Raw genomic sequence first — 18,062 nt, forward strand, 5'->3', positions numbered from 1 at the left:
AAATAATATTATAATTACTTTTTTGAAAATCTATATTTATATTTAGCTTTTGAAAATTTGGAATAAAGAAGTATTATTTTTTTTGAATTATTCAACCTTAAAAAAACAAAAAAATGCTCAATTTTAAAGGATTTCTTCCTGCAATACTTCTTTTGTTTACCTTCGCAATAAGTTGTAAAACTTCTCAAACTTCTTCTGAATCTGAAAAAGGATTCAAGTCTATTTTTGATGGTAAAAGCCTAAAAGGCTGGTCTGGTGATACCAAATATTGGAGAGTCGAAAATGGCTCTATTGTAGGAGAAATCACCCCAGAAACACTTTTAAAAACCAATTCTTTTTTGACATGGCAAGGAGGCGAACCAGCTGATTTTGAATTAAAAGCAGAGTTTAATATCACTGAGAAAGGCAATTCTGGCATAAATTATCGTAGCGTAATATTTCCAGATGTGCCAAATGCATTGAAAGGTTATCAAGCCGACATTGACGGAGCAAATAGATATACTGGGCAGAATTATGAGGAAAGAGGTCGTACCACTTTGGCATATCGTGGACAAATAACTGAAATAAATGCTCAAAGTGCCCATATGTCCCCTGAACAAGTACGAGCCAAAGTGGCAAAAAATGCGTGGACTGAACTAAAAGTAACCGGCTCATTAGGCGAAAATGAAGGACTAAAGGCCAAAATCAAAGCTGAAGATTGGAACGAAATCAGGTTGGTAGCTAAAGGAAATCGCTTACAACACTATGTCAACGGTGTTTTGATGAGCGACGTTACGGATAATGATACAGTTAATGGCAAATCAAAAGGTCTTTTGGGCGTGCAAGTGCATGTAGGCCCACCCATGAAAGTACAGTATAGAAATATTAGAATTAAAAATTTGTAGAACTTAAAAGAGCTTTGGTTATGAGCTAAAAGCTAATAGCTATGAGCTGAAAGCTAAATAATGGTTAAAATTGGATTTAATGTATTGGCTTGGACGGCCAATGTTACGGAGGAATTGTTTCCCACACTCGATAAATTAAAGAAAATAGGCTACGATGGCGTAGAGTTTTTTGTGGGTGGTGCAGCGTCTATTAACTGCATGAAAGTGGGTCAACATGCCAAAGAACTTGGATTGGATGTTACTACGGTGACAGTTGTTGGGAAAGACACCAATCCCATCAATGCTTCCGCCTCCATCAGAGCTGCTGCTCTCGACGCCATCAAAATTGCCATTGATAGGACCCATGATTTGGGTGGAACTTTACTTTGTGGTCCAATTCATTCTGCACACAATCATTTTGAAGCCCACCCGGCTCTAGATGAAGAGTATAAACGTGCAGCCGAGGTGCTTTATCAGGCAGGAGATTATGCTCAAAAAGCGGGGATTGTTTTAGGCCCTGAAGCCTTAAATCGCTTCGAATGCTACCTCTGCAATACCATGGAGCAGTTGGCAAGGCTACTAAATGAAACCAATCACCCAAATGTTCGTGCTATGTTTGATACGCACCATGCCAACATGGAGGAGAAAAAGTTTGCCACTGCTATTGAGACCATCGCTCCATTTTTGCACCATGTACATATCAGTGAAAACGACCGTGGGACACCTGGGGAAGGCCATATCCAATTTGATGATACTTTTTCTACTTTGAAAAAAATAGACTATTCTGGCTATTTGACTATAGAAGCATTTTCAAGAAACGACCCGGATTTTGCAAATGCCATAGGCGTTTGGAGAGAATACAATGCTCCGTGGGATATTGCAGAAAATGGTTATAAATTCATAAAAATGATGTGTGAAAAGCACCAATTATAGTCCTCATTTTGAATAATTTTCTTTTAAAATCAGTGTAAATCAGTTCAATCCGTGTCATCTGTGTTCCAATTTAAAATCAATTTAAAATCAATTTAAAATGAAAAATAATATCCCCTTCCGATTCGGCTCAGAAGTGTACACTTGGTATATGGCCGGCAATGGCGAAACCCACAAAGGCCAATTGGGCCACATGATAGAAGTCATCGCCAAAGCTGGATTTACAGGCATTCAACCCATTTTTACTTGGATGGGGGATTTGGTAGACCCAGGACTTTTGGTGGCAAAACTTCAGGAAAACGGCATTGAACTGGCTGCTTTGGCCTTAGCACAAGAGTGGAATGGTAAAGAAGAGACCGCCGAGGAAAGAACAATTTCTGACAATGCCATTGCCCTGTTAGAGCATTTCCCAAAGGCTGTTTTAAACACAGTGCAAATACCAACTGGAAGACATGATTTAGAAGCAAGACAAAAATCATTAGTAAATATCGTAAATTCTGTTTCGCAAAGAGCTCATGATAAAGGAATTGCATGTAGCTATCATCCAAACTCGCCGCACAGTTCCATTATTCGTACTGCCGAAGACTACAAAATCGTTTTGGAAGGCCTCAACGAAAAAGTAACCGGATGGACGCCAGATGTTGGTCATATCATCAATGGTGGCATGGACCCTTTGACCAAAATGAAAGAGTACCAACACCTGATCAATCATGTTCATTACAAAGATTGGAATGGTACACCTGAGTGGACCATCATGGGCAATGGAAAAGTGGACTTGGTAGGTATTACCCAATGGCTGAAGGAAATCAATTATAGCGGTTGGATTATTTGTGAAGACGAAGGTCCTGAGGCATTAGAAGATCCTGACTACGTGACACTACATGACGGTAATTGGATTAAAAATGACTTAATTCCAGCTTTGAAATAAGTATGCCTTTAATAGAAACTAACGGGATAAAAATGTATTATGAGGAACGGGGCAATTTGTCAGCCGAACCTTTACTCCTCATAATGGGTATAACTGCCCCTGGATCAGTTTGGGAGCCGCATTTGGAAGAGTTTGAGAAGCATTTCAGGTGTATTGTAGGTGACAATAGAGGAGTTGGACTTTCTGATAAACCAGCTGGAGCTTATACTACTGACCAAATGGCGGATGATTATGCTGGACTTTTAGATAATTTAGGAATCAAAAAAGTAAAAGTTATTGGCTGTTCGATGGGAAGCACCATAGCCCAAAAATTGGCTATTCGACACTCAGAAAAAGTGGATTCATTAGTATTGATGTGTCCGTGGGCTAGATGTGATAATGCTGCCAAAGGGATTTTTCAGCATATTATGGCCTGCAAAGCACATTTAAATCCAGAAGAATTTACGAGGTATATTCAGCTTTTGATTTATTCTAAAGCATCTTGGGATGATGAAAAAGTGGCAGCTGAATTGGCAGAAGGAAGAAAAAATGCCCATCTTGACCCAAATCCTCAGCCATTTCATGGTTTGGTGGGTCAGGCACATGCTTGTATTAATCACAATGCATTGGCAGATTTGCATAATATTACTCAGAAAACATTAGTCATTGGTGGTAGAGAGGATATTTTCACGCCTGTATGGATGGCCAAAGAAGTTACTCATGCCCTACCAAATGCCGAACTTTTTTTATATGAAAAAGCAGGTCATATTTTCCATTTTGAGCACTTGGAAGATTTTAATATGAGGGTAAGGAATTGGTTATTAAATAATTGAAAATCAGTGTTAATCCGTAAAATAAGTGTCATCTGTGTTCCAATATAACGACAAATATATCAACAACCACCACCAAATAGGCGGAATAGAAACGTCCATTCTAGACAATGGCGTTGGAAGAGGAAACAGAGTTGCTTGGATAAATACAGGTTCGGGTTTACGATTCAAAGTGAATTTTGATAGAGGCATGGACATTGGAGAAGCGTTTTATAACCAACATTGTCTTACATGGCTGAGTCATGGAGGTATTCCAGCACCACAAACTTTGTCAGATATTGGCATAAATTGGTTGAGAACTTTCGGTGGCGGCTTATTGACGACTTGCGGTCTTCAACATGTTGGCGGACCAGAATCTGATGAATTTGGCGAAAGAGGAATTCATGGAAATATCAGCAATTTACCAGCACAAATTGAATCTATAATTCAGCCCGATCCTGCTTGTGGACAATTAGAAATGAGCATTACAGGTGTCATTAAAGAATCTAAGATTTTCGGCCCAAATCTGGAATTAAGAAGGAAGATTTCATGTCAATTGGGTTCGGCAGACATAAAAATTGAAGATGAAGTGATCAATCGTGGTAATACCGAAACACCTTTAATGCTGTTGTATCATTTCAACTTTGGATATCCCTTGGTGCAAGAAGGCACAAAAATCATTTGGGAAGGTGAGTGGAAACCAAGATTTGGGGGAGATTACGCCAAAATATTCAAAGAAGAAAACGACTTCAAAACCTGTCCGGCACCGCTAGAAAGCCACAGTGGAGGTGGGGAAGAAGTGGCTTTGATAACCCCGAAAGCCGATGAAAATGGAAAATGTAGATGTGGTTTATTTAATCCAAAACTGAACTTTGGAATCGAAATGGAATTCGACAAAACTCAATTACCGACCCTTGCCAACTGGCAGCATTTCGGTGAAGGTGAGTATGTAACAGGTTTAGAACCAGGAACCAACTGGCCAATAGGTCAAAAACAGGCCAGAGAAAACCAAGAACTGATTTTCCTAAAACCAAAAGAATCAAAAAAAATTGAAGTGTCTTTGAAAGTTACAATTGACGAAAAACAATGAAGGTACGCTAAGGCATAGCACCCAATATAAAGAAAAGAACAAAACATAGAAATTATATAAAAAAAACAAATATTCAATCCTTAAAAAAATATATATTTAAACAAAAATTCAACCATGAGTAATATAAAAAAAGCCCTAGAACAAGGCCAAGGAATATTGAGATTAGCCCCAACATGGGTACCGCGTTCTTTCTGTGTACCCGGCCGAAGAATCAAACTCCATCCTGACGATTATTATGTGCTTGGAGGTGTAAGAGGAGGTATTGACGAACGTTGGCTTTCTTCCACCACTCCTGCAGAAAACGGTCCTCTTACTGGCGAGAATGAAGGCTTGAGTATGATTGTGCACGATAATGAAAAAATATCACTCAAAGATGCCATCGACGAAGTGGGTTCCGAAATTATTGGTGAGCGACTTTGGAATGAGTACAAAGCGTGGCCGATGTACTCCAAGTTTTTTGACAATATGGGGCCACTGCCACACCATATTCACCACAACGACGAAAAGGCAGCATTGGTTGGTCAAAATGGTAAACCAGAAGCCTATTATTTTCCGCCACAATTAAACAACCATGGTGGAGATTTTCCTTATACCTTTTTCGGAATAACCCCAGGAACTACCAAAGAGCAGATAAAAGAGTGCTTGATGAACTTTACCAAAGGCGATAACAAAATCACCAATTATTCGGCTGCACAGCGTCTTGAGCCAGGCACTGGTTGGTTTGTTCCACCAGGTGTATTGCATGCACCGGGTAGCTTATGTACGTATGAGCCACAAAAAGCTTCTGATATATTTGCGATGTATCAAAGTCTTGTAAATGAGGCTATTGTGCCAGAAGAATTGCTTTGGAAAGGAACGCCGGAAGACAGAATCGGTGATTATGATGAATTGGTTAGTGTAATCGATTGGGAACTGAACACTGATCCAAATATCGTGGAGAAGTTTTTCATGTTGCCAAAGCCTGTGAAACCATTGGAAGAAATGGAAACGGAAGGATATATAGAAAATTGGATTTGCTACAAATCTGAAGATTTTAGTGCAAAGGAATTGACCGTGTTGCCTGGCCAAACGGTTACTATAAAAGATTCAGCGGCTTATGGCTGTATAGTCATGCAAGGGCATGGCAAAATGGGCGTTTGGGACATCGAAACACCCGCACTGATTCGATATGGTCAGTTAACTAACGATGAGTTTTTCATTACTGAAAAGACTGCAAAAGAAGGCGTTGTAATTTCAAATCCTTCTAGTACTGACCCAATTGTGATTCTAAAGCATTTTGGGCCGAAAAACCCCGACTTGGTGGTGGAGAAATTTTGAGTAAGGTCGGTGCCAACGATCAGCCCTGAAAATGTGTCAAGACCAAATTTAACAAGTTTATAGGTTTAGAAAAAGTAAAGTACAATCTTAAATAAAAAATATAAATGGAAAATAATTATCCTAAACTCCACAATGCCACTTGGCCAGGCATAGTTGGAAAAGGCCCCGATTCAGAGCCGGCCATAGCCCTTGATACCATGCTCGAAATGACCGCTGCTGCTGAGGTGGACGGTGTGAAATTCGATGGTGTTGATTTAGGCCTTTTTGACCCGCATTACGACCTCGATACATCAGACGATGGCGTGAAAAGATTAGCTGACAAGGTTTCAAAGCATGGATTGGAAATCGGAAGTTTGGTGGCTCCGATTTGGGGTGGACCAGCCATGGGAACTGCTGAGGAACGCAAAACTTTCGTAGAAATGGTGAAAAAATCCTGCGAAATAGGTCAGAAACTCAGAAATATGGGCATTAGACCAAACGGTATCGTAAGGATTGACTCAGCCTCTAGTCCGGAAGCATGGGCGAAAGATCCTGCTGGAAATACCAAATTGATAGCACAGACTTGGAGAGAAGCTTGTGATGTTGCAGCTGACTATGGCGAGCGATTGGCCGCTGAAGGCGAAATCTGTTGGGGTGGTATGCACTCTTGGAAGAAAGTAATCGAGACCATGGAAATGGTAGATAGGCCAGGACTACTTGGTTTTCAGGCAGATATGTCACATACCACGCTGTATTTATTGGGCTATAATGCCCCAGAAGACAGAGTTTTACCTGATGATTTTCAGTGGGGCGATAGAGCTACATTTTTAGAAGGCCTAAAAAAATTAACTGCAGCACTACGTCCTTGGACCATAGATTTTCACGTTGCACAAAACGACGGAACTGTCCACGGAACTGGCTCGCATGATAAAACTGGTCGCCACTGCCTGGCTACAGATCCTAATGGTAAACTGGATATTGCACACGATGCTGGTCTTTGGCTAAGAGATGAGTCAGGTGAATTGACTAAAGCTTTCAAGCATATTTGTTGGGATGGCTGTATGTTTGCCAACGATGTGATGACCAAGCAACAAACTTGGAACGACATTCTGGCTGCTATGATTCAGGTGAGAAAACAACACGGTTGGATAGAGTAAGAATAGTCTGGAATGCGTGACGGATAGAAGTGGAGCTCTTTTTTATGTGGCCTTAGCCCATAAAAAAAGCGGGAACGGATAGCCCGACCCTCCCGATAACTATCGGGACGGGGGACGCCCAAATGTAATTGATTTTAAAATTGAAAAATTTAAAGATATGGCTGACAAAAAACAACTAAGAATAGGTTTGGTAGGTACTGGTTTGATGGGTAGGGCTCATGCCAATGGCTACAACAGGATACATAATTTTTTTCCGGCATTGCAGTATGAACCCAAGTTGGTGGCGGTGTGCTCAAGAAATGAGGAGAAAGTGAAGGCTTTTGCTGCCCAGTGGAATTTTGAGTCATATGAAACTGACTGGAAGGCTTTGGTGGCACGTGAGGATATAGATGCAGTGGACATTTGCACGCCTAATGACTCTCATTTTGAGATCGCCCTGGCATGTGCGGCTGCTGGTAAGATGATTTTGTGCGAAAAACCTTTGGCTAGAACCTTGGAAGAGGGTCAACAAATGGTGGATGCAATTCAAAAGGCAGGCGTAAAAACTACTGTTTGGTACAATTATCGAAGAATACCGGCTGTAACGCTTGCGAAAAATATTATTGACTCTGGCAAATTGGGTAAAATCTATCATTACAGAGCGAATTTCTTGCAAGATTGGACTATAAGTGAGGATCTACCACAAGGTGGTGAGGGTCTTTGGAGAATGGATGTGGGAGCCGCTGGATCGGGGGTTACGGGCGATCTTTTGGCTCACTGTATTGATACGGCTATGTGGCTAAATGGTGGCATAACGGATGTATCGGCCATGACTGAGACCTTTGTGAAGCAACGTATGCATCAGTTAACTGGTAAGGTAGAACCCGTTGGTATAGACGATGCTTGTCTTTTTCATTGTCATTTTGAAAACGGTTCGCTTGGGCTTTTTGAGTCTACTCGCTATGCCCGCGGACACAAAGCTCTATATACTTTTGAGGTAAATGGGGCTGATGCTTCTTTGAAATGGGACCTGCATGATATGAACCGTCTGGAATATTTTGACCACCGTGACGAGAGTAATCTCAGAGGATGGAGGTCGATACATATCACTGATGGTGACCACCCATATATAAAAAACTGGTGGATACCAGGCTGCGGAATAGGCTGGGAGCATAGTTTTGTGCATCAAGTGGCTGATTTCTTAAAGAGCTTGGAAGACGGCTCTAAATGCTCTCCAACTTTTGAAGAGGCTCTTCAAACACAGAAAGTTTGTGCTGCGGTGATAGATTCGGCAAATTCTAAAAGCTGGAAGGATACGCACGTGGATGGGAAGTATGTGTGGTGAGTTTTTATAAACACATAGAGACATAAGGAATTGTCACATAGGTGCATAGTAAGCTTTTCTATGTACCTATGTGTTTTTAAAGATTGTTTAAGGATATGTGAACTATGTGTTTATTATGAGCCTTTTTATAAAAGTATTAGGTATATTATACGTATTATTCAAAAACATACGTATATTTGAATAAACATCTTGAGATGACAGTAAAATTAAATTTAACAATCGACGAAACTTTGGTTTCTAAAATCAAAGTTTATGCAGCCCAAAAGCAGACTTCGGTGTCTAAATTGGTTGAAAACTTATTAAAAGAAGAAATTGAAACTGGAACTAAAGATTCAGATATAAGTAAAAAATTCGCAGGAATTCTTTCCGGTAAAATATTGGATGAGGAGAAAATAAAGGAAGACCATTTAATGAGTAAATATGGCTACTAGGATTTTTCTAGATACCAATATTATTTTGGATCTCCTTGATAATCAACGACAATGCCATAAAGAAGCCGTTTTGCTTTTCAAACTAATTGATAATGGTGAAGTAATGGCTTTTTTTTCAGAAAGTATAGTTACAACAACGGATTATATTTTACAAAAATTACTTTCAAAAGATCTTAGGACTGAGTTTTTCGGAGAAATGTCTAGGAGAATTCAAATATTACCATGTAGCAATATGATATTGGATAGAGCATTAAGTTTGGAATTTGGAGACCTTGAAGATGTTATTTTATTTCAATTAGCATTAGAAAATAAGGTGGATTTTTTCATCACAAATGACAAAAAACTTTTGAATAGTACTTTAAAAGGAATTAAATTAGTTCAGGCAGGACAATTTTTGAATATAAAATAAAAGTAAATCCGTGTCATCTGTGCTCCAAAATAATATTCTAACCTTAAATAATATCTCCAAATCCTTCTCAGGCATAAAAGTGCTTGAAGATGTGTCTTTAAAGATAGAAAAAGGCAAAGTACACGCACTTATGGGCGAAAATGGTGCTGGGAAGTCTACTTTGATGAAGATTTTGGTGGGTTTGTTACAGGCAGATGCAGGAGAGATTTTGTTAGAAGGCGAAGTTATTTCTAGACTTTCTGTTCAAGCTATTTTAGGAAAAGGCATTGCCATGATACACCAAGAAATATTGATGGTGCCAGAATTAAGCGTGGCTCAGAATATATTTTTGGGAAAAGAAAGCCACAGGTTTTCTTGGTTAAATGCGTCTGAAATAAACCATAAGTCAAAACAGATACTTGCAGATTTAAAACTGAATATTTCTCCAAAAATAAAGGTAAAAAACTTAAGCATTGCTGACCGCCAAATGGTTGAAATAGCCAAAGCCATCAGCAATAGAGCCAAAGTAATAATTATGGACGAGCCAACTTCGGCTCTTTCTGAAATTGAAGTTGTGACACTTTTTGGGATTATTGAAAGTCTTAAAAATCAGGGTGTTGCGATAATTTATATTTCACACAAAATGGATGAAATATTTAAAATTTCGGATACCATAACAGTTTTGAGAGATGGGAAACTCATTTCAACCAAGAAAGCTGAGGAAATGGACAGCCAAATTTTGATAAAATTGATGGTAGGTCGGGAAATTGCTGAATTATTTCCAACCTCCAACATTGAAATTGGGCAAACGATCATCTCTGTAAAAAATTTAGGGAGAAAAAACGTTTTTTCAGATGTCAATTTTGAAGTAAAAGCGGGTGAAGTTTTAGGACTTGCAGGTTTGGTAGGGGCAGGGCGATCAGAAATTGCGAGAGCGATTGCTGGTCTCGACAAAATTGATGCTGGTACGATAGAAATTGAAGGGGTAGAAACTCAATTAGATTCTCCTTCAGATGCCATTAAACTTGGAATTGGTTTCGTTAGTGAAGATCGTAAAGCTTTAGGATTTATCCCCCAAATGACCATTAAAGACAATATCTCGCTTTCGTCACTCGAAGTGTTTTCAAAAATGGGTTTTGTAAACACAAAAGAGGAAATAAATTCCACTCAAATAGTTTATAATAGTTTGAAAGTAAAAGCCTCGGGTTTTAGTCAGAAAGTAATTAATTTAAGTGGAGGAAATCAACAGAAAGTAGTGATAGGCAAAGTCTTGATGTCAAATCCCAAAATTATAATCTTCGATGAACCTACCCGAGGAATAGATGTTGGTGCCAAATTTGAAATTTATAAATTAATCAATACCCTCAAAGCCAAAGGATTGGCCATAATTTTAATTTCCTCTGAAATGCCAGAGATATTAGGTCTTTGCGACCGAATTTTGGTACTTTCTAAAGGAAAACAAAAGGCCATTTTGTCAAAATCCGAAGCTTCACAAGAAAAAATTATGCAATATGCCGTTCATTAATGCCCTTCGACAATATGGAATTTTCCTTGCTTTCTTGCTTATCTGTTGCTTTTTGAGCTATACCAGTTCGCAATTCTTAACGGTATCCAATTGGACCATTATCATTACCCAAGTTTCGATAAATGCCCTTTTGGCTTTTGGCGTTACGTTTGTTATCATTACAGGTGGCATTGATTTGTCGGTCGGGTCAATCGTTGCTGTGGCTGGTGTTGTGGCTGCTTTATTAGCTTCTCAGCCTGATTTACCTTTGATTGTTTCCATTTTTGGAGGGCTTTTGGCAGGTTTAGTTTTTGGACTTCTCAATGGCCTCATCATCACCAAAAGCAAAATTGCTCCTTTCATCGTCACTTTAGGTATAATGACCATCGGTCGTGGTTTAGCTTTGATTTTGAGTAAGGGCCGACCTATTTCAAACCTATCAGATTCTTTCAATTTTATTGGCGGAGGGGATATTTTTGGTATTCCGTTTCCAATAATAATTTTAGTCATTGTGTTTATAATCAGTTATTTACTATTAAAAAATACAGTTTTCGGAAGATATGTTTACGCAATCGGTGGCAACGAGCAAGCAGCCTGGGCATCAGGTATTAATGTAAATAAAATCAAAATGGCCGTGTATGCACTATGTGGCACTTTGGCTGGCTTGGCTGGAATATTACTCACTTCAAGAATAACCACTGGTCAACCCAACGCAGGTGCGGGCTTCGAGTTGGATGCCATTGCAGCAGCCATTATAGGTGGTACAAGTACCTCGGGTGGAACTGGCACTATCGCCGGAACTTTGATAGGTGCATTGTTGATTGGCGTGATAAACAATGGACTAGATTTGTTAAATGTAAGTTCTTATTATCAACAAGTTATTATGGGAGCTATTATCATTGGTGCGGTGCTTTTGGATAGTTGGAATCAGAAAAGGCTTACTTCTTAGGGTTAATTGAACAAGGATTTTTTGGATTTGACCGCACCGGCGGCCCGGACCGATTCCATATTTTAAATAATCAGAAAAAAAATCTGTGTCTCATTCGTGAAATCCGTGTTCCAAAAACCACTATATTTGAATCAAATTCAACCTTATGATTCAAATGAAAAAAATACTATTTGTTCTAATTTCAATTTCAATTATCTCCTGCAATTCTTCCAAAAAATCAGACGAAAAAAAGATTAAAATAGGAGCCACCATGCTCAGTATGCAAAACGAATTCATCGTGAATATTGCAGATGAAATGCAAAAGAAAGCTGATGAATTAGGAGCGGAATTGATAATTGTAGATGCCGAACGCTCTCCTTTAAAGCAAATCGAGCAAGTTGAAAGTTTTATTGCTCAAAAAGTAGATGTGATTATCATGAATCCCATAGAATTTGAGGCCAGTTCACCTGCAGTGACCAAAGCTTTGGCCGCCAAAATTCCGATTATCAATGTCAATTCTGCCACCAGTGCTACGCCAACTGCTTTTGTGGGTTCAAATGATGTAGAATCAGCAAGAATTGCCATGAAGTATATTGCGGACAAATTGGGCGGTAAGGGAAATATGGTGATGATACATGGTTTGATGGGACAAGCTGCACAACTCCAAAGAGAGGAAGGAGCAAAGGAAGTTTTGAAGCAATATCCAGGTATCAAGATGCTTGCACAGCAAACAGGTGAATGGGACAGAGCCAAAAGTATGGATTTGATGCAAAACTGGATTCAGTCTTATGGCGACAAAATAAATGCTGTTTTTGCCCACAATGATGAAATGGGATTAGGTGCAGTAAAAGCTCTGCAAGCCGCTGGGTTAAAAGACAAAGTATGGGTAATAAGTGTGGATGCTATCAAAGATGCACTTCAATCAGTGCAAAAAGGAGAACTAAATGCCACGGTATTCCAAAACGCCAATCAGCAAGGAGCTGGAGCCATAGAAACCGCCATAAAAATTGCTAAGAAACAACCTTTCGAAAAAGAAGTTTTGATTCCTTTTGAATTGGTGACTAAGGAAAATGTTGGGGGGTATTTGAAGTGATTATATTGGATGATAGAACATGGTTTTTTTGAATTTGACAAAGATCTTTATGGTTTTTATTGTTAGTCATTGGAAATAGTTATCAAGAAGTATAATTATACCCGTTTGCAATCTGAGTTAATCCGTGTGCAAACAAGCAAAAGGAAAAAACCTCTTCCCGGTAATGAAAAGAGGCTTGGAGGTGCATGGTGAATAGAATATTTTAAACCAATTCTGGTTCTCTGATGGTAATTTCAAACAATTCTTCTTCAATTTCGGCTAAATCGTTCTTCATTTTTGCAATGAAAGATACCGTCTCAGTTTTCATGCTTTCAGCCAATTCTTTGTAATAATTTATACCTTCAAAAAGATTGTTTTTAAAAGTCTCCACATACTTATTTTGTTGATCTATTGTCTCAGTAGTAAACTTCTTAATTTGATTCTTTAGGTATTTTACATTCAATTCTAGTTCGTTTACAAACATGTGAGGGCGTTCTAAACTATTCAAAAGATTTTCCCTTCCGTAGATATGCCCAATCATGCTTTTCATCGAAAATATACCTGAAAAATAGGCTAAATTTGGTCCAGGGCATATCGAAACAGCCGTAAGTTTGCGGTCAGGTTGAATACCGTTGGCCATTAAAGCCGAAGCAGCCAAACCTTCACACAGACATTCTTTTACTTTCAGTGTTTCTTCACCTTTTTTTATGACTGATTCAGGCGTTTCAGGTTGTTTCATTTGCAACTCTTTCAAGTTTTGATATTCTCTAGAAGCTGTACAGATCGGGATTTTAGTAAACTCGGTATCAAACTGCAAAAACTTCTTGTAACAAGGCGAGCCTGGACGGTTTTTGTCCATTCTTGTCTGAATCAACAATTCTGAAGAAGTATTTTTTACATTGTTAAATGGAACACCTAACGGCGAAGCATCACTTAGGTAGTAGTCTTCTTTTTTTGCATTTACCAATAGGTCAAGCGATTCGTTGTCAATGCTGACTACTTCAGGAACCATCAAAAATGGACTTCCCCAACCTACACTATCTACTTGGTAATGTTCCAAAAGGAAATTGTGTTCATTGGCTGTCCCTACACCACCTTGAACGGTAATTTTCAGTGTAGGATTGATATTCTCCAATCCCATTTCTGTCCAAGTTTTTTCGCAAATTTGCTTTAGTTCGGCTATTAGTTCTTGTTTTTTGTCTTTAAACTCTTCCATGATTGGGCCCAACAATGTTCCACCTGAGGCAAAAGCGTGTCCACCACAATTCAAGCCTGACTCAATTCTAAATTCGGACACCCAAAGACCTTTTTTTGCCAAAAATTTACCTTGGATCAGTGCAGAGCGATAGTCGCTCACTTTTAATATAATCTGTTTTTTGAAATGGCTATTTTCGTCTGGGAAAAAATCGGGGAATGAGGTACAATAACTAAACAAGCGTGGGTTCATTCCTGCAGAAAAAACAATTCCTGAATTTAAATCAGAAAGAGCAAATCCACGCAATGCAGCCATGGCATCGCAGTATTCTGGGGCCAATTGTTCACCATTTTTATCATAATTAAACTTGTCAAGTTTGGTCATTATGTTCACATCAATTGAACCTTTGACCATTTTGGCTTTTAACTCAGACTCAAGTTTCGGTTTTTCAGAGTCCTTGGCATCCAACATCTCAAAATATAATATTTTCAAGTCGGCATGGTCAGGTAATAGCTCAAAGTATTGTGTTAGCTCAGTTTCGTCCTCAAATTTTTGACTTTTTAAACGCTCAAAATTGGCATCAACCACTTGCTTGATTACATTCAAATAGGAAGTAATCCTTTTAGCTCTGTAGTCTTCGTCTTTAAGCGTGATTTCTTGATACGGCATTTGCTCGCTTTCGTAGTACATCTTTCTCATTTTTTCGATGAGGTTGTCTTCTACGATAGAAATTACAGAAGAAATGCCATAATGAGCGATTTTGGCTGGGGTTTCAACAGTATAGCCCAAACCCATAACAGGTACATGAAATGAATGTGCTGTCATAATTGTAGTTTTTTAAGATTATGCCCAGCCGCAAAGACTTGCGAGTCCAAGGCATATTAACTGAAAAGGAATTTTTTTTTGGTTATCAATCAACAATTTGGCTGGCTCTGATGTGTATTTACACTTCACCAGTTTCTGTCGTAAAAGTATATTTCCTGTATTTCCTAAAAAATGACTTATGATAGGTTATGGATTATTTTAAGAAGCTTTTTCGATTTTGAGTAATTTATTTTAAAAAAAAACACCCTCAAGCAATGCTTGAAGGTGTTCACTTAACTATTTCCCTATCTAAATTATTTCCCTACAATTGAAGGTTTTAAGCTACCGATTACCGTTAATAATTCGTTTTTCTCAGTAGCTGGCACGCTGAATTTGTCCAATGCTCCTGAAAGATTGCCTGCCAATGAGTTAAACTCAACTTCTGTTATCATCATACCTTTGTGGGCCGTAACCATGTCTTTGCCCATGTATTTTTGTGGCCCACCTGATGCCTCACCAATTTGGTCTATAAGGTTTTGTCTCAAAGCAATTAACTTTGGCGAGGCAGCTCCTTTTTGTCCAACTTCTGTCAACAATGGTTGGAACGTCCGCACCATGTCAGGATTCGCAGCCACTCTACCAATAAACTCGTCTACCACGGCCGAAATGGCATTCACACCGCCCAATCGCTCATACAGTGTTGGGGTAGCCACCATCTCCTCTTCCTCTTTACATGAGGTCATCATCATTCCTAGCACCAAGGCTATCACCGAAATTTTTACCAATTTCATAATTGTTTTGTTTTATGTTTAACGAAAATTTAATGCATATTTAATTTTTTGAAAACCCATGATATACGCATGTGGCACAGGACATTCTGCCGCTGGAGGACCATCAATTGTAAAATCCGCTTTTTCGAAGTCAATGTTCTCTTTAACCAACCAGGCTTTAACATCATTTTCAGATATTTCATTTGGGTGAAAGACAACAGTCAATATCTGGCTTTGTGTGTTACCAGCTACTGCAGAAATACCATGGACTTTTTCTAACTTGTTATTGATTTTCTCCAAATCTTGCTCAGTAGCTGTTTTTTTGAGTTGATAAATACTCAGCTGTGCGTCTTTGGCATAGGCATGTAGCGGTTTTGGTTGCCAATTGGCGTAAACCAGCAGGCCTAGAAAAATAGCGGCGAAACTGTAAAGTGTAATTTTTATTCCTTTTTTCATTTTATTAGTAGAAATTTGATTCAGTTACGGATTTAATAAATTTTTAGATTGAATTTTTTGAAATAATATTTTGTCTAAACAGTATACTATTGTTTCCAAAGGGATTTTTGTTTTCTTAATTGCCTTGTTTACTCAATAAATATTTTGAGTTTTATCTTGCACCTGATAGTAAATATTTTGACCTTTGCAGTCTAAAAAAAACGTGCAAAATTTTAGGTTTGCACACCTCCAAAAATATTATGAGCGACGCTATCAAACATGAATGCGGCATTGCCCTCATTCGGCTCCGAAAACCTCTCGAATATTACATCGAGAAATATGGCACACCTCTCTATGCAGTCAATAGGCTGTATGTTTTGATGGAAAAACAGACCAACCGCGGTCAAGACGGTGCAGGTGTGGCCAATGTCAAAATAGAAGTTCCTCCAGGTAGCCGCTACATCAGCCGTTACCGTTCAGTTGAAAACCGTCCAGTGGTGGATATTTTCAAAAAAATCAACGACAAGTATCTCGAAGTTCAGAAAAGCAACCCCGACAAAATGAAGGATGCCGCTTGGCTGCAAAAGAACATTGCTTTTTCAGGAGAAGTGTTTTTGGGGCATTTGAGATATGGAACACACGGTCGCAACGAAATTGAAAATTGCCACCCTATGCTCCGCCAAAGTAACTGGCGAAGCCGCAACTTGGTGTGTGCCGGTAACTTCAACATGACCAATGCCGATGAGTTGTTTAGGAAACTCGTTCATTTGGGTCAACATCCCAAAGATCAAGGAGATACGATAACGGTTTTGGAAAAAATCGGACATTTTTTGGATGAAGAAAATCAAAGAGTTTTTGAGCGTTTTAAAGGAATATACGAAAACCCTGCTCTCAGCGACATCATAGAAGATAACATGGACATGCAACGCGTATTGCACCGTTCGTGTCGTGATTTTGATGGTGGATATGCCATGGCAGGTATCACAGGTTTTGGAGCTTCATTTGTCGTGAGAGACCCAGCAGGTATTCGCCCAGCCTATTATTGGTACGATGATGAAGTAATTGTTGTTGCATCAGAAAGAGTAGCGATCAAAGCGGCTTTTGGAGCAAAATATGATCAAATAGTAGAGATTTCTCCTGGAAGTGCCCTCATCATAGATAAATACGGCGAGTTTGGGGAGTTTAATATTTTGCCTAAGGTAGAAAGAAAGGCTTGTAGTTTTGAAAGGATTTATTTCTCCAGAGGTTCTGATCCAGATATTTATCAGGAAAGAAAAACACTGGGGCGTTTGTTGATTCCTCAGATATTGAAAGAAATAGATTATGATTTAGAAAATACAGTATTCTCTTATATCCCAAACACTGCTGAGCCTGCTTTTTATGGCATGGTAGAAGGCATTGAAGATCATTTGGCCGAATGGCGTAAGGAAAGGATAAAGTCTGGCAAACTGAATGACGAGGAGTTGGACAAAATCCTCAACTTCAAGCCAAGATTTGAAAAATTGGTATCGAAAGATGTGAAGCTCCGTACCTTCATCACCAATGATGACGACCGCTCTGAAATGGTATCGCATGTGTATGAAATGACCCACGGTGTTATACGCAAAAAAGTAGATACTTTGGTAATCATTGACGACTCTATAGTAAGAGGAACTACTTTAGAGAAGAGCATTTTGAAGCTTTTGGATAAACTGGGTCCTAAAAAAATTGTAATTGTTTCTTCAGCCCCACAAATTCGTTACCCAGACTGTTACGGTATAGATATGTCGAAAGTCAAGGAGTTTGTGGCGTTTAGAGCAATGTTGGCATTGCTCAAAGAGCGTGGCATTGAGTACAAAAAAGAAGAAGTGTATAATGCTTGTCTTGAATTGCAAAAAAATGGACAGTTGCACAAAGAAAATCTTGTAAAATCATTGTTTGAGCCATTTTCTGATGAAGATATTTCTTGCAAAATTGCTCAAATTATTAGACCAGAGGGCATTTCTGCCGAAGTAGCGGTGGTTTATCAAACGGTAGAAAATCTTAGCAAAGCTTGTCCTAACCATTTGGGCAATTGGTATTTCACGGGCGATTATCCTACTCCTGGAGGAAATAAAGTAGTAAATAAAGCCTTTATCAATTTTATGGAAGGCAAATTGGTAAGAGCATATTAAAAACAA

The 18,062-nt window shown here is 38.9% G+C and carries 17 protein-coding genes; 14 read left to right on the forward strand and 3 right to left on the reverse strand.

Annotated elements, in window-relative coordinates:
* Positions 1 to 113: 113 nt before the first annotated feature.
* The 13 genes from EGI24_RS12065 (at position 114) to EGI24_RS12125 (ending at position 12,720) form a co-directional block, all read left to right on the forward strand.
* Positions 114 to 884, forward strand: coding sequence for a DUF1080 domain-containing protein (locus tag EGI24_RS12065; RefSeq protein ID WP_255048668.1), 771 nt, complete (start codon positions 114 to 116; stop codon positions 882 to 884).
* 60 nt (positions 885 to 944) lie between these two features.
* A complete protein-coding gene (locus EGI24_RS12070) occupies positions 945 to 1,796 on the forward strand; it encodes a sugar phosphate isomerase/epimerase (protein WP_255048669.1) in 852 nt (283 codons plus the stop codon).
* A 97-nt stretch (positions 1,797 to 1,893) separates the two neighbouring features.
* Complete coding sequence (locus EGI24_RS12075) at positions 1,894 to 2,721, forward strand: sugar phosphate isomerase/epimerase (protein ID WP_255048670.1); 828 nt, start codon at positions 1,894 to 1,896, stop codon at positions 2,719 to 2,721.
* A gap of 2 nt (positions 2,722 to 2,723) precedes the next feature.
* Entirely contained in the window at positions 2,724 to 3,533 is an 810-nt protein-coding gene (locus EGI24_RS12080) for an alpha/beta fold hydrolase (RefSeq protein ID WP_255048672.1), read from the forward strand.
* Positions 3,534 to 3,558: 25 nt separating this feature from the next.
* On the forward strand, positions 3,559 to 4,599 hold the full coding sequence (locus EGI24_RS12085) for an aldose 1-epimerase family protein (protein WP_255048673.1): 1,041 nt from the start codon (positions 3,559 to 3,561) through the stop codon (positions 4,597 to 4,599).
* Positions 4,600 to 4,713: 114 nt separating this feature from the next.
* The gene (locus tag EGI24_RS12090) at positions 4,714 to 5,916 is read left to right on the forward strand and encodes a hypothetical protein (protein ID WP_255048674.1); all 1,203 of its coding nucleotides are present in this window, start codon (positions 4,714 to 4,716) and stop codon (positions 5,914 to 5,916) included.
* 104 nt (positions 5,917 to 6,020) lie between these two features.
* On the forward strand, positions 6,021 to 7,052 hold the full coding sequence (locus EGI24_RS12095) for a sugar phosphate isomerase/epimerase (protein ID WP_255048675.1): 1,032 nt from the start codon (positions 6,021 to 6,023) through the stop codon (positions 7,050 to 7,052).
* Positions 7,053 to 7,209: 157 nt separating this feature from the next.
* Positions 7,210 to 8,376, forward strand: a complete 1,167-nt coding sequence (locus tag EGI24_RS12100) for a Gfo/Idh/MocA family protein (protein WP_255048676.1) — start codon at positions 7,210 to 7,212, stop codon at positions 8,374 to 8,376.
* Between the two features lie 194 nt (positions 8,377 to 8,570).
* Positions 8,571 to 8,807 carry a DUF6364 family protein gene (locus tag EGI24_RS12105; protein WP_255048677.1) on the forward strand — a complete coding sequence of 79 codons (237 nt, stop codon included), beginning with the start codon at positions 8,571 to 8,573 and terminating at the stop codon, positions 8,805 to 8,807.
* Positions 8,797 to 9,216, forward strand: a complete 420-nt coding sequence (locus tag EGI24_RS12110) for a PIN domain-containing protein (RefSeq protein ID WP_255048678.1) — start codon at positions 8,797 to 8,799, stop codon at positions 9,214 to 9,216. The genes EGI24_RS12105 and EGI24_RS12110 overlap by 11 nt, the downstream gene beginning before the upstream one ends.
* Positions 9,217 to 9,226: 10 nt before the next feature.
* A complete protein-coding gene (locus EGI24_RS12115) occupies positions 9,227 to 10,720 on the forward strand; it encodes a sugar ABC transporter ATP-binding protein (protein WP_255048679.1) in 1,494 nt (497 codons plus the stop codon).
* The gene (locus EGI24_RS12120; protein WP_255048680.1) at positions 10,707 to 11,648 is read left to right on the forward strand and encodes an ABC transporter permease; all 942 of its coding nucleotides are present in this window, start codon (positions 10,707 to 10,709) and stop codon (positions 11,646 to 11,648) included. The genes EGI24_RS12115 and EGI24_RS12120 overlap by 14 nt, the downstream gene beginning before the upstream one ends.
* 154 nt (positions 11,649 to 11,802) lie before the next feature.
* Entirely contained in the window at positions 11,803 to 12,720 is a 918-nt protein-coding gene (locus EGI24_RS12125) for a sugar ABC transporter substrate-binding protein (protein ID WP_255048681.1), read from the forward strand.
* Positions 12,721 to 12,922: 202 nt separating this feature from the next.
* Here EGI24_RS12125 and EGI24_RS12130 read toward each other — a convergent pair whose 3' ends face one another.
* The 3 genes from EGI24_RS12130 to EGI24_RS12140 all read right to left on the reverse strand — a co-directional run bounded on the left by EGI24_RS12130 (position 12,923) and on the right by EGI24_RS12140 (position 15,924).
* Positions 12,923 to 14,719, reverse strand: a complete 1,797-nt coding sequence (locus EGI24_RS12130; protein ID WP_255048682.1) for a hypothetical protein — start codon at positions 14,717 to 14,719, stop codon at positions 12,923 to 12,925.
* Between the two features lie 293 nt (positions 14,720 to 15,012).
* Positions 15,013 to 15,489 carry a group 1 truncated hemoglobin gene (locus EGI24_RS12135; RefSeq protein WP_255048683.1) on the reverse strand — a complete coding sequence of 159 codons (477 nt, stop codon included), beginning with the start codon at positions 15,487 to 15,489 and terminating at the stop codon, positions 15,013 to 15,015.
* A gap of 18 nt (positions 15,490 to 15,507) precedes the next feature.
* Positions 15,508 to 15,924, reverse strand: a complete 417-nt coding sequence (locus EGI24_RS12140; protein WP_255048684.1) for a hypothetical protein — start codon at positions 15,922 to 15,924, stop codon at positions 15,508 to 15,510.
* 239 nt (positions 15,925 to 16,163) lie between these two features.
* Here EGI24_RS12140 and EGI24_RS12145 point away from each other — a divergent pair, with 239 nt between their 5' ends.
* Positions 16,164 to 18,056 (forward strand): amidophosphoribosyltransferase, encoded by a 1,893-nt coding sequence (locus EGI24_RS12145; protein WP_255048686.1) that lies wholly within the window; start codon positions 16,164 to 16,166, stop codon positions 18,054 to 18,056.
* Positions 18,057 to 18,062 lie beyond the last annotated feature (6 nt).

The organism is Lacihabitans sp. CS3-21 (genome assembly GCF_024343675.1).
Taxonomy (GTDB): Bacteria; Bacteroidota; Bacteroidia; order Cytophagales; family Spirosomataceae; genus Leadbetterella.

Bases quoted from the DNA above. Each gene is read 5' to 3' on its own strand.
- EGI24_RS12070 (WP_255048669.1), top strand. From the start codon at position 945: ATGGTTAAAATTGGATTTAATGTATTGGCTTGGACGGCCAATGTTACG.
- EGI24_RS12125 (WP_255048681.1), top strand. From the start codon at position 11,803: ATGAAAAAAATACTATTTGTTCTAATTTCAATTTCAATTATCTCCTGC.
- EGI24_RS12145 (WP_255048686.1), top strand. From the start codon at position 16,164: ATGAGCGACGCTATCAAACATGAATGCGGCATTGCCCTCATTCGGCTC.
- EGI24_RS12110 (WP_255048678.1), top strand. From the start codon at position 8,797: ATGGCTACTAGGATTTTTCTAGATACCAATATTATTTTGGATCTCCTT.
- EGI24_RS12130 (WP_255048682.1), bottom strand. From the start codon at position 14,719: ATGACAGCACATTCATTTCATGTACCTGTTATGGGTTTGGGCTATACT.
- EGI24_RS12095 (WP_255048675.1), top strand. From the start codon at position 6,021: ATGGAAAATAATTATCCTAAACTCCACAATGCCACTTGGCCAGGCATA.
- EGI24_RS12135 (WP_255048683.1), bottom strand. From the start codon at position 15,489: ATGAAATTGGTAAAAATTTCGGTGATAGCCTTGGTGCTAGGAATGATG.
- EGI24_RS12090 (WP_255048674.1), top strand. From the start codon at position 4,714: ATGAGTAATATAAAAAAAGCCCTAGAACAAGGCCAAGGAATATTGAGA.
- EGI24_RS12075 (WP_255048670.1), top strand. From the start codon at position 1,894: ATGAAAAATAATATCCCCTTCCGATTCGGCTCAGAAGTGTACACTTGG.
- EGI24_RS12080 (WP_255048672.1), top strand. From the start codon at position 2,724: ATGCCTTTAATAGAAACTAACGGGATAAAAATGTATTATGAGGAACGG.
- EGI24_RS12100 (WP_255048676.1), top strand. From the start codon at position 7,210: ATGGCTGACAAAAAACAACTAAGAATAGGTTTGGTAGGTACTGGTTTG.
- EGI24_RS12065 (WP_255048668.1), top strand. From the start codon at position 114: ATGCTCAATTTTAAAGGATTTCTTCCTGCAATACTTCTTTTGTTTACC.
- EGI24_RS12120 (WP_255048680.1), top strand. From the start codon at position 10,707: ATGCCGTTCATTAATGCCCTTCGACAATATGGAATTTTCCTTGCTTTC.
- EGI24_RS12140 (WP_255048684.1), bottom strand. From the start codon at position 15,924: ATGAAAAAAGGAATAAAAATTACACTTTACAGTTTCGCCGCTATTTTT.
- EGI24_RS12105 (WP_255048677.1), top strand. From the start codon at position 8,571: ATGACAGTAAAATTAAATTTAACAATCGACGAAACTTTGGTTTCTAAA.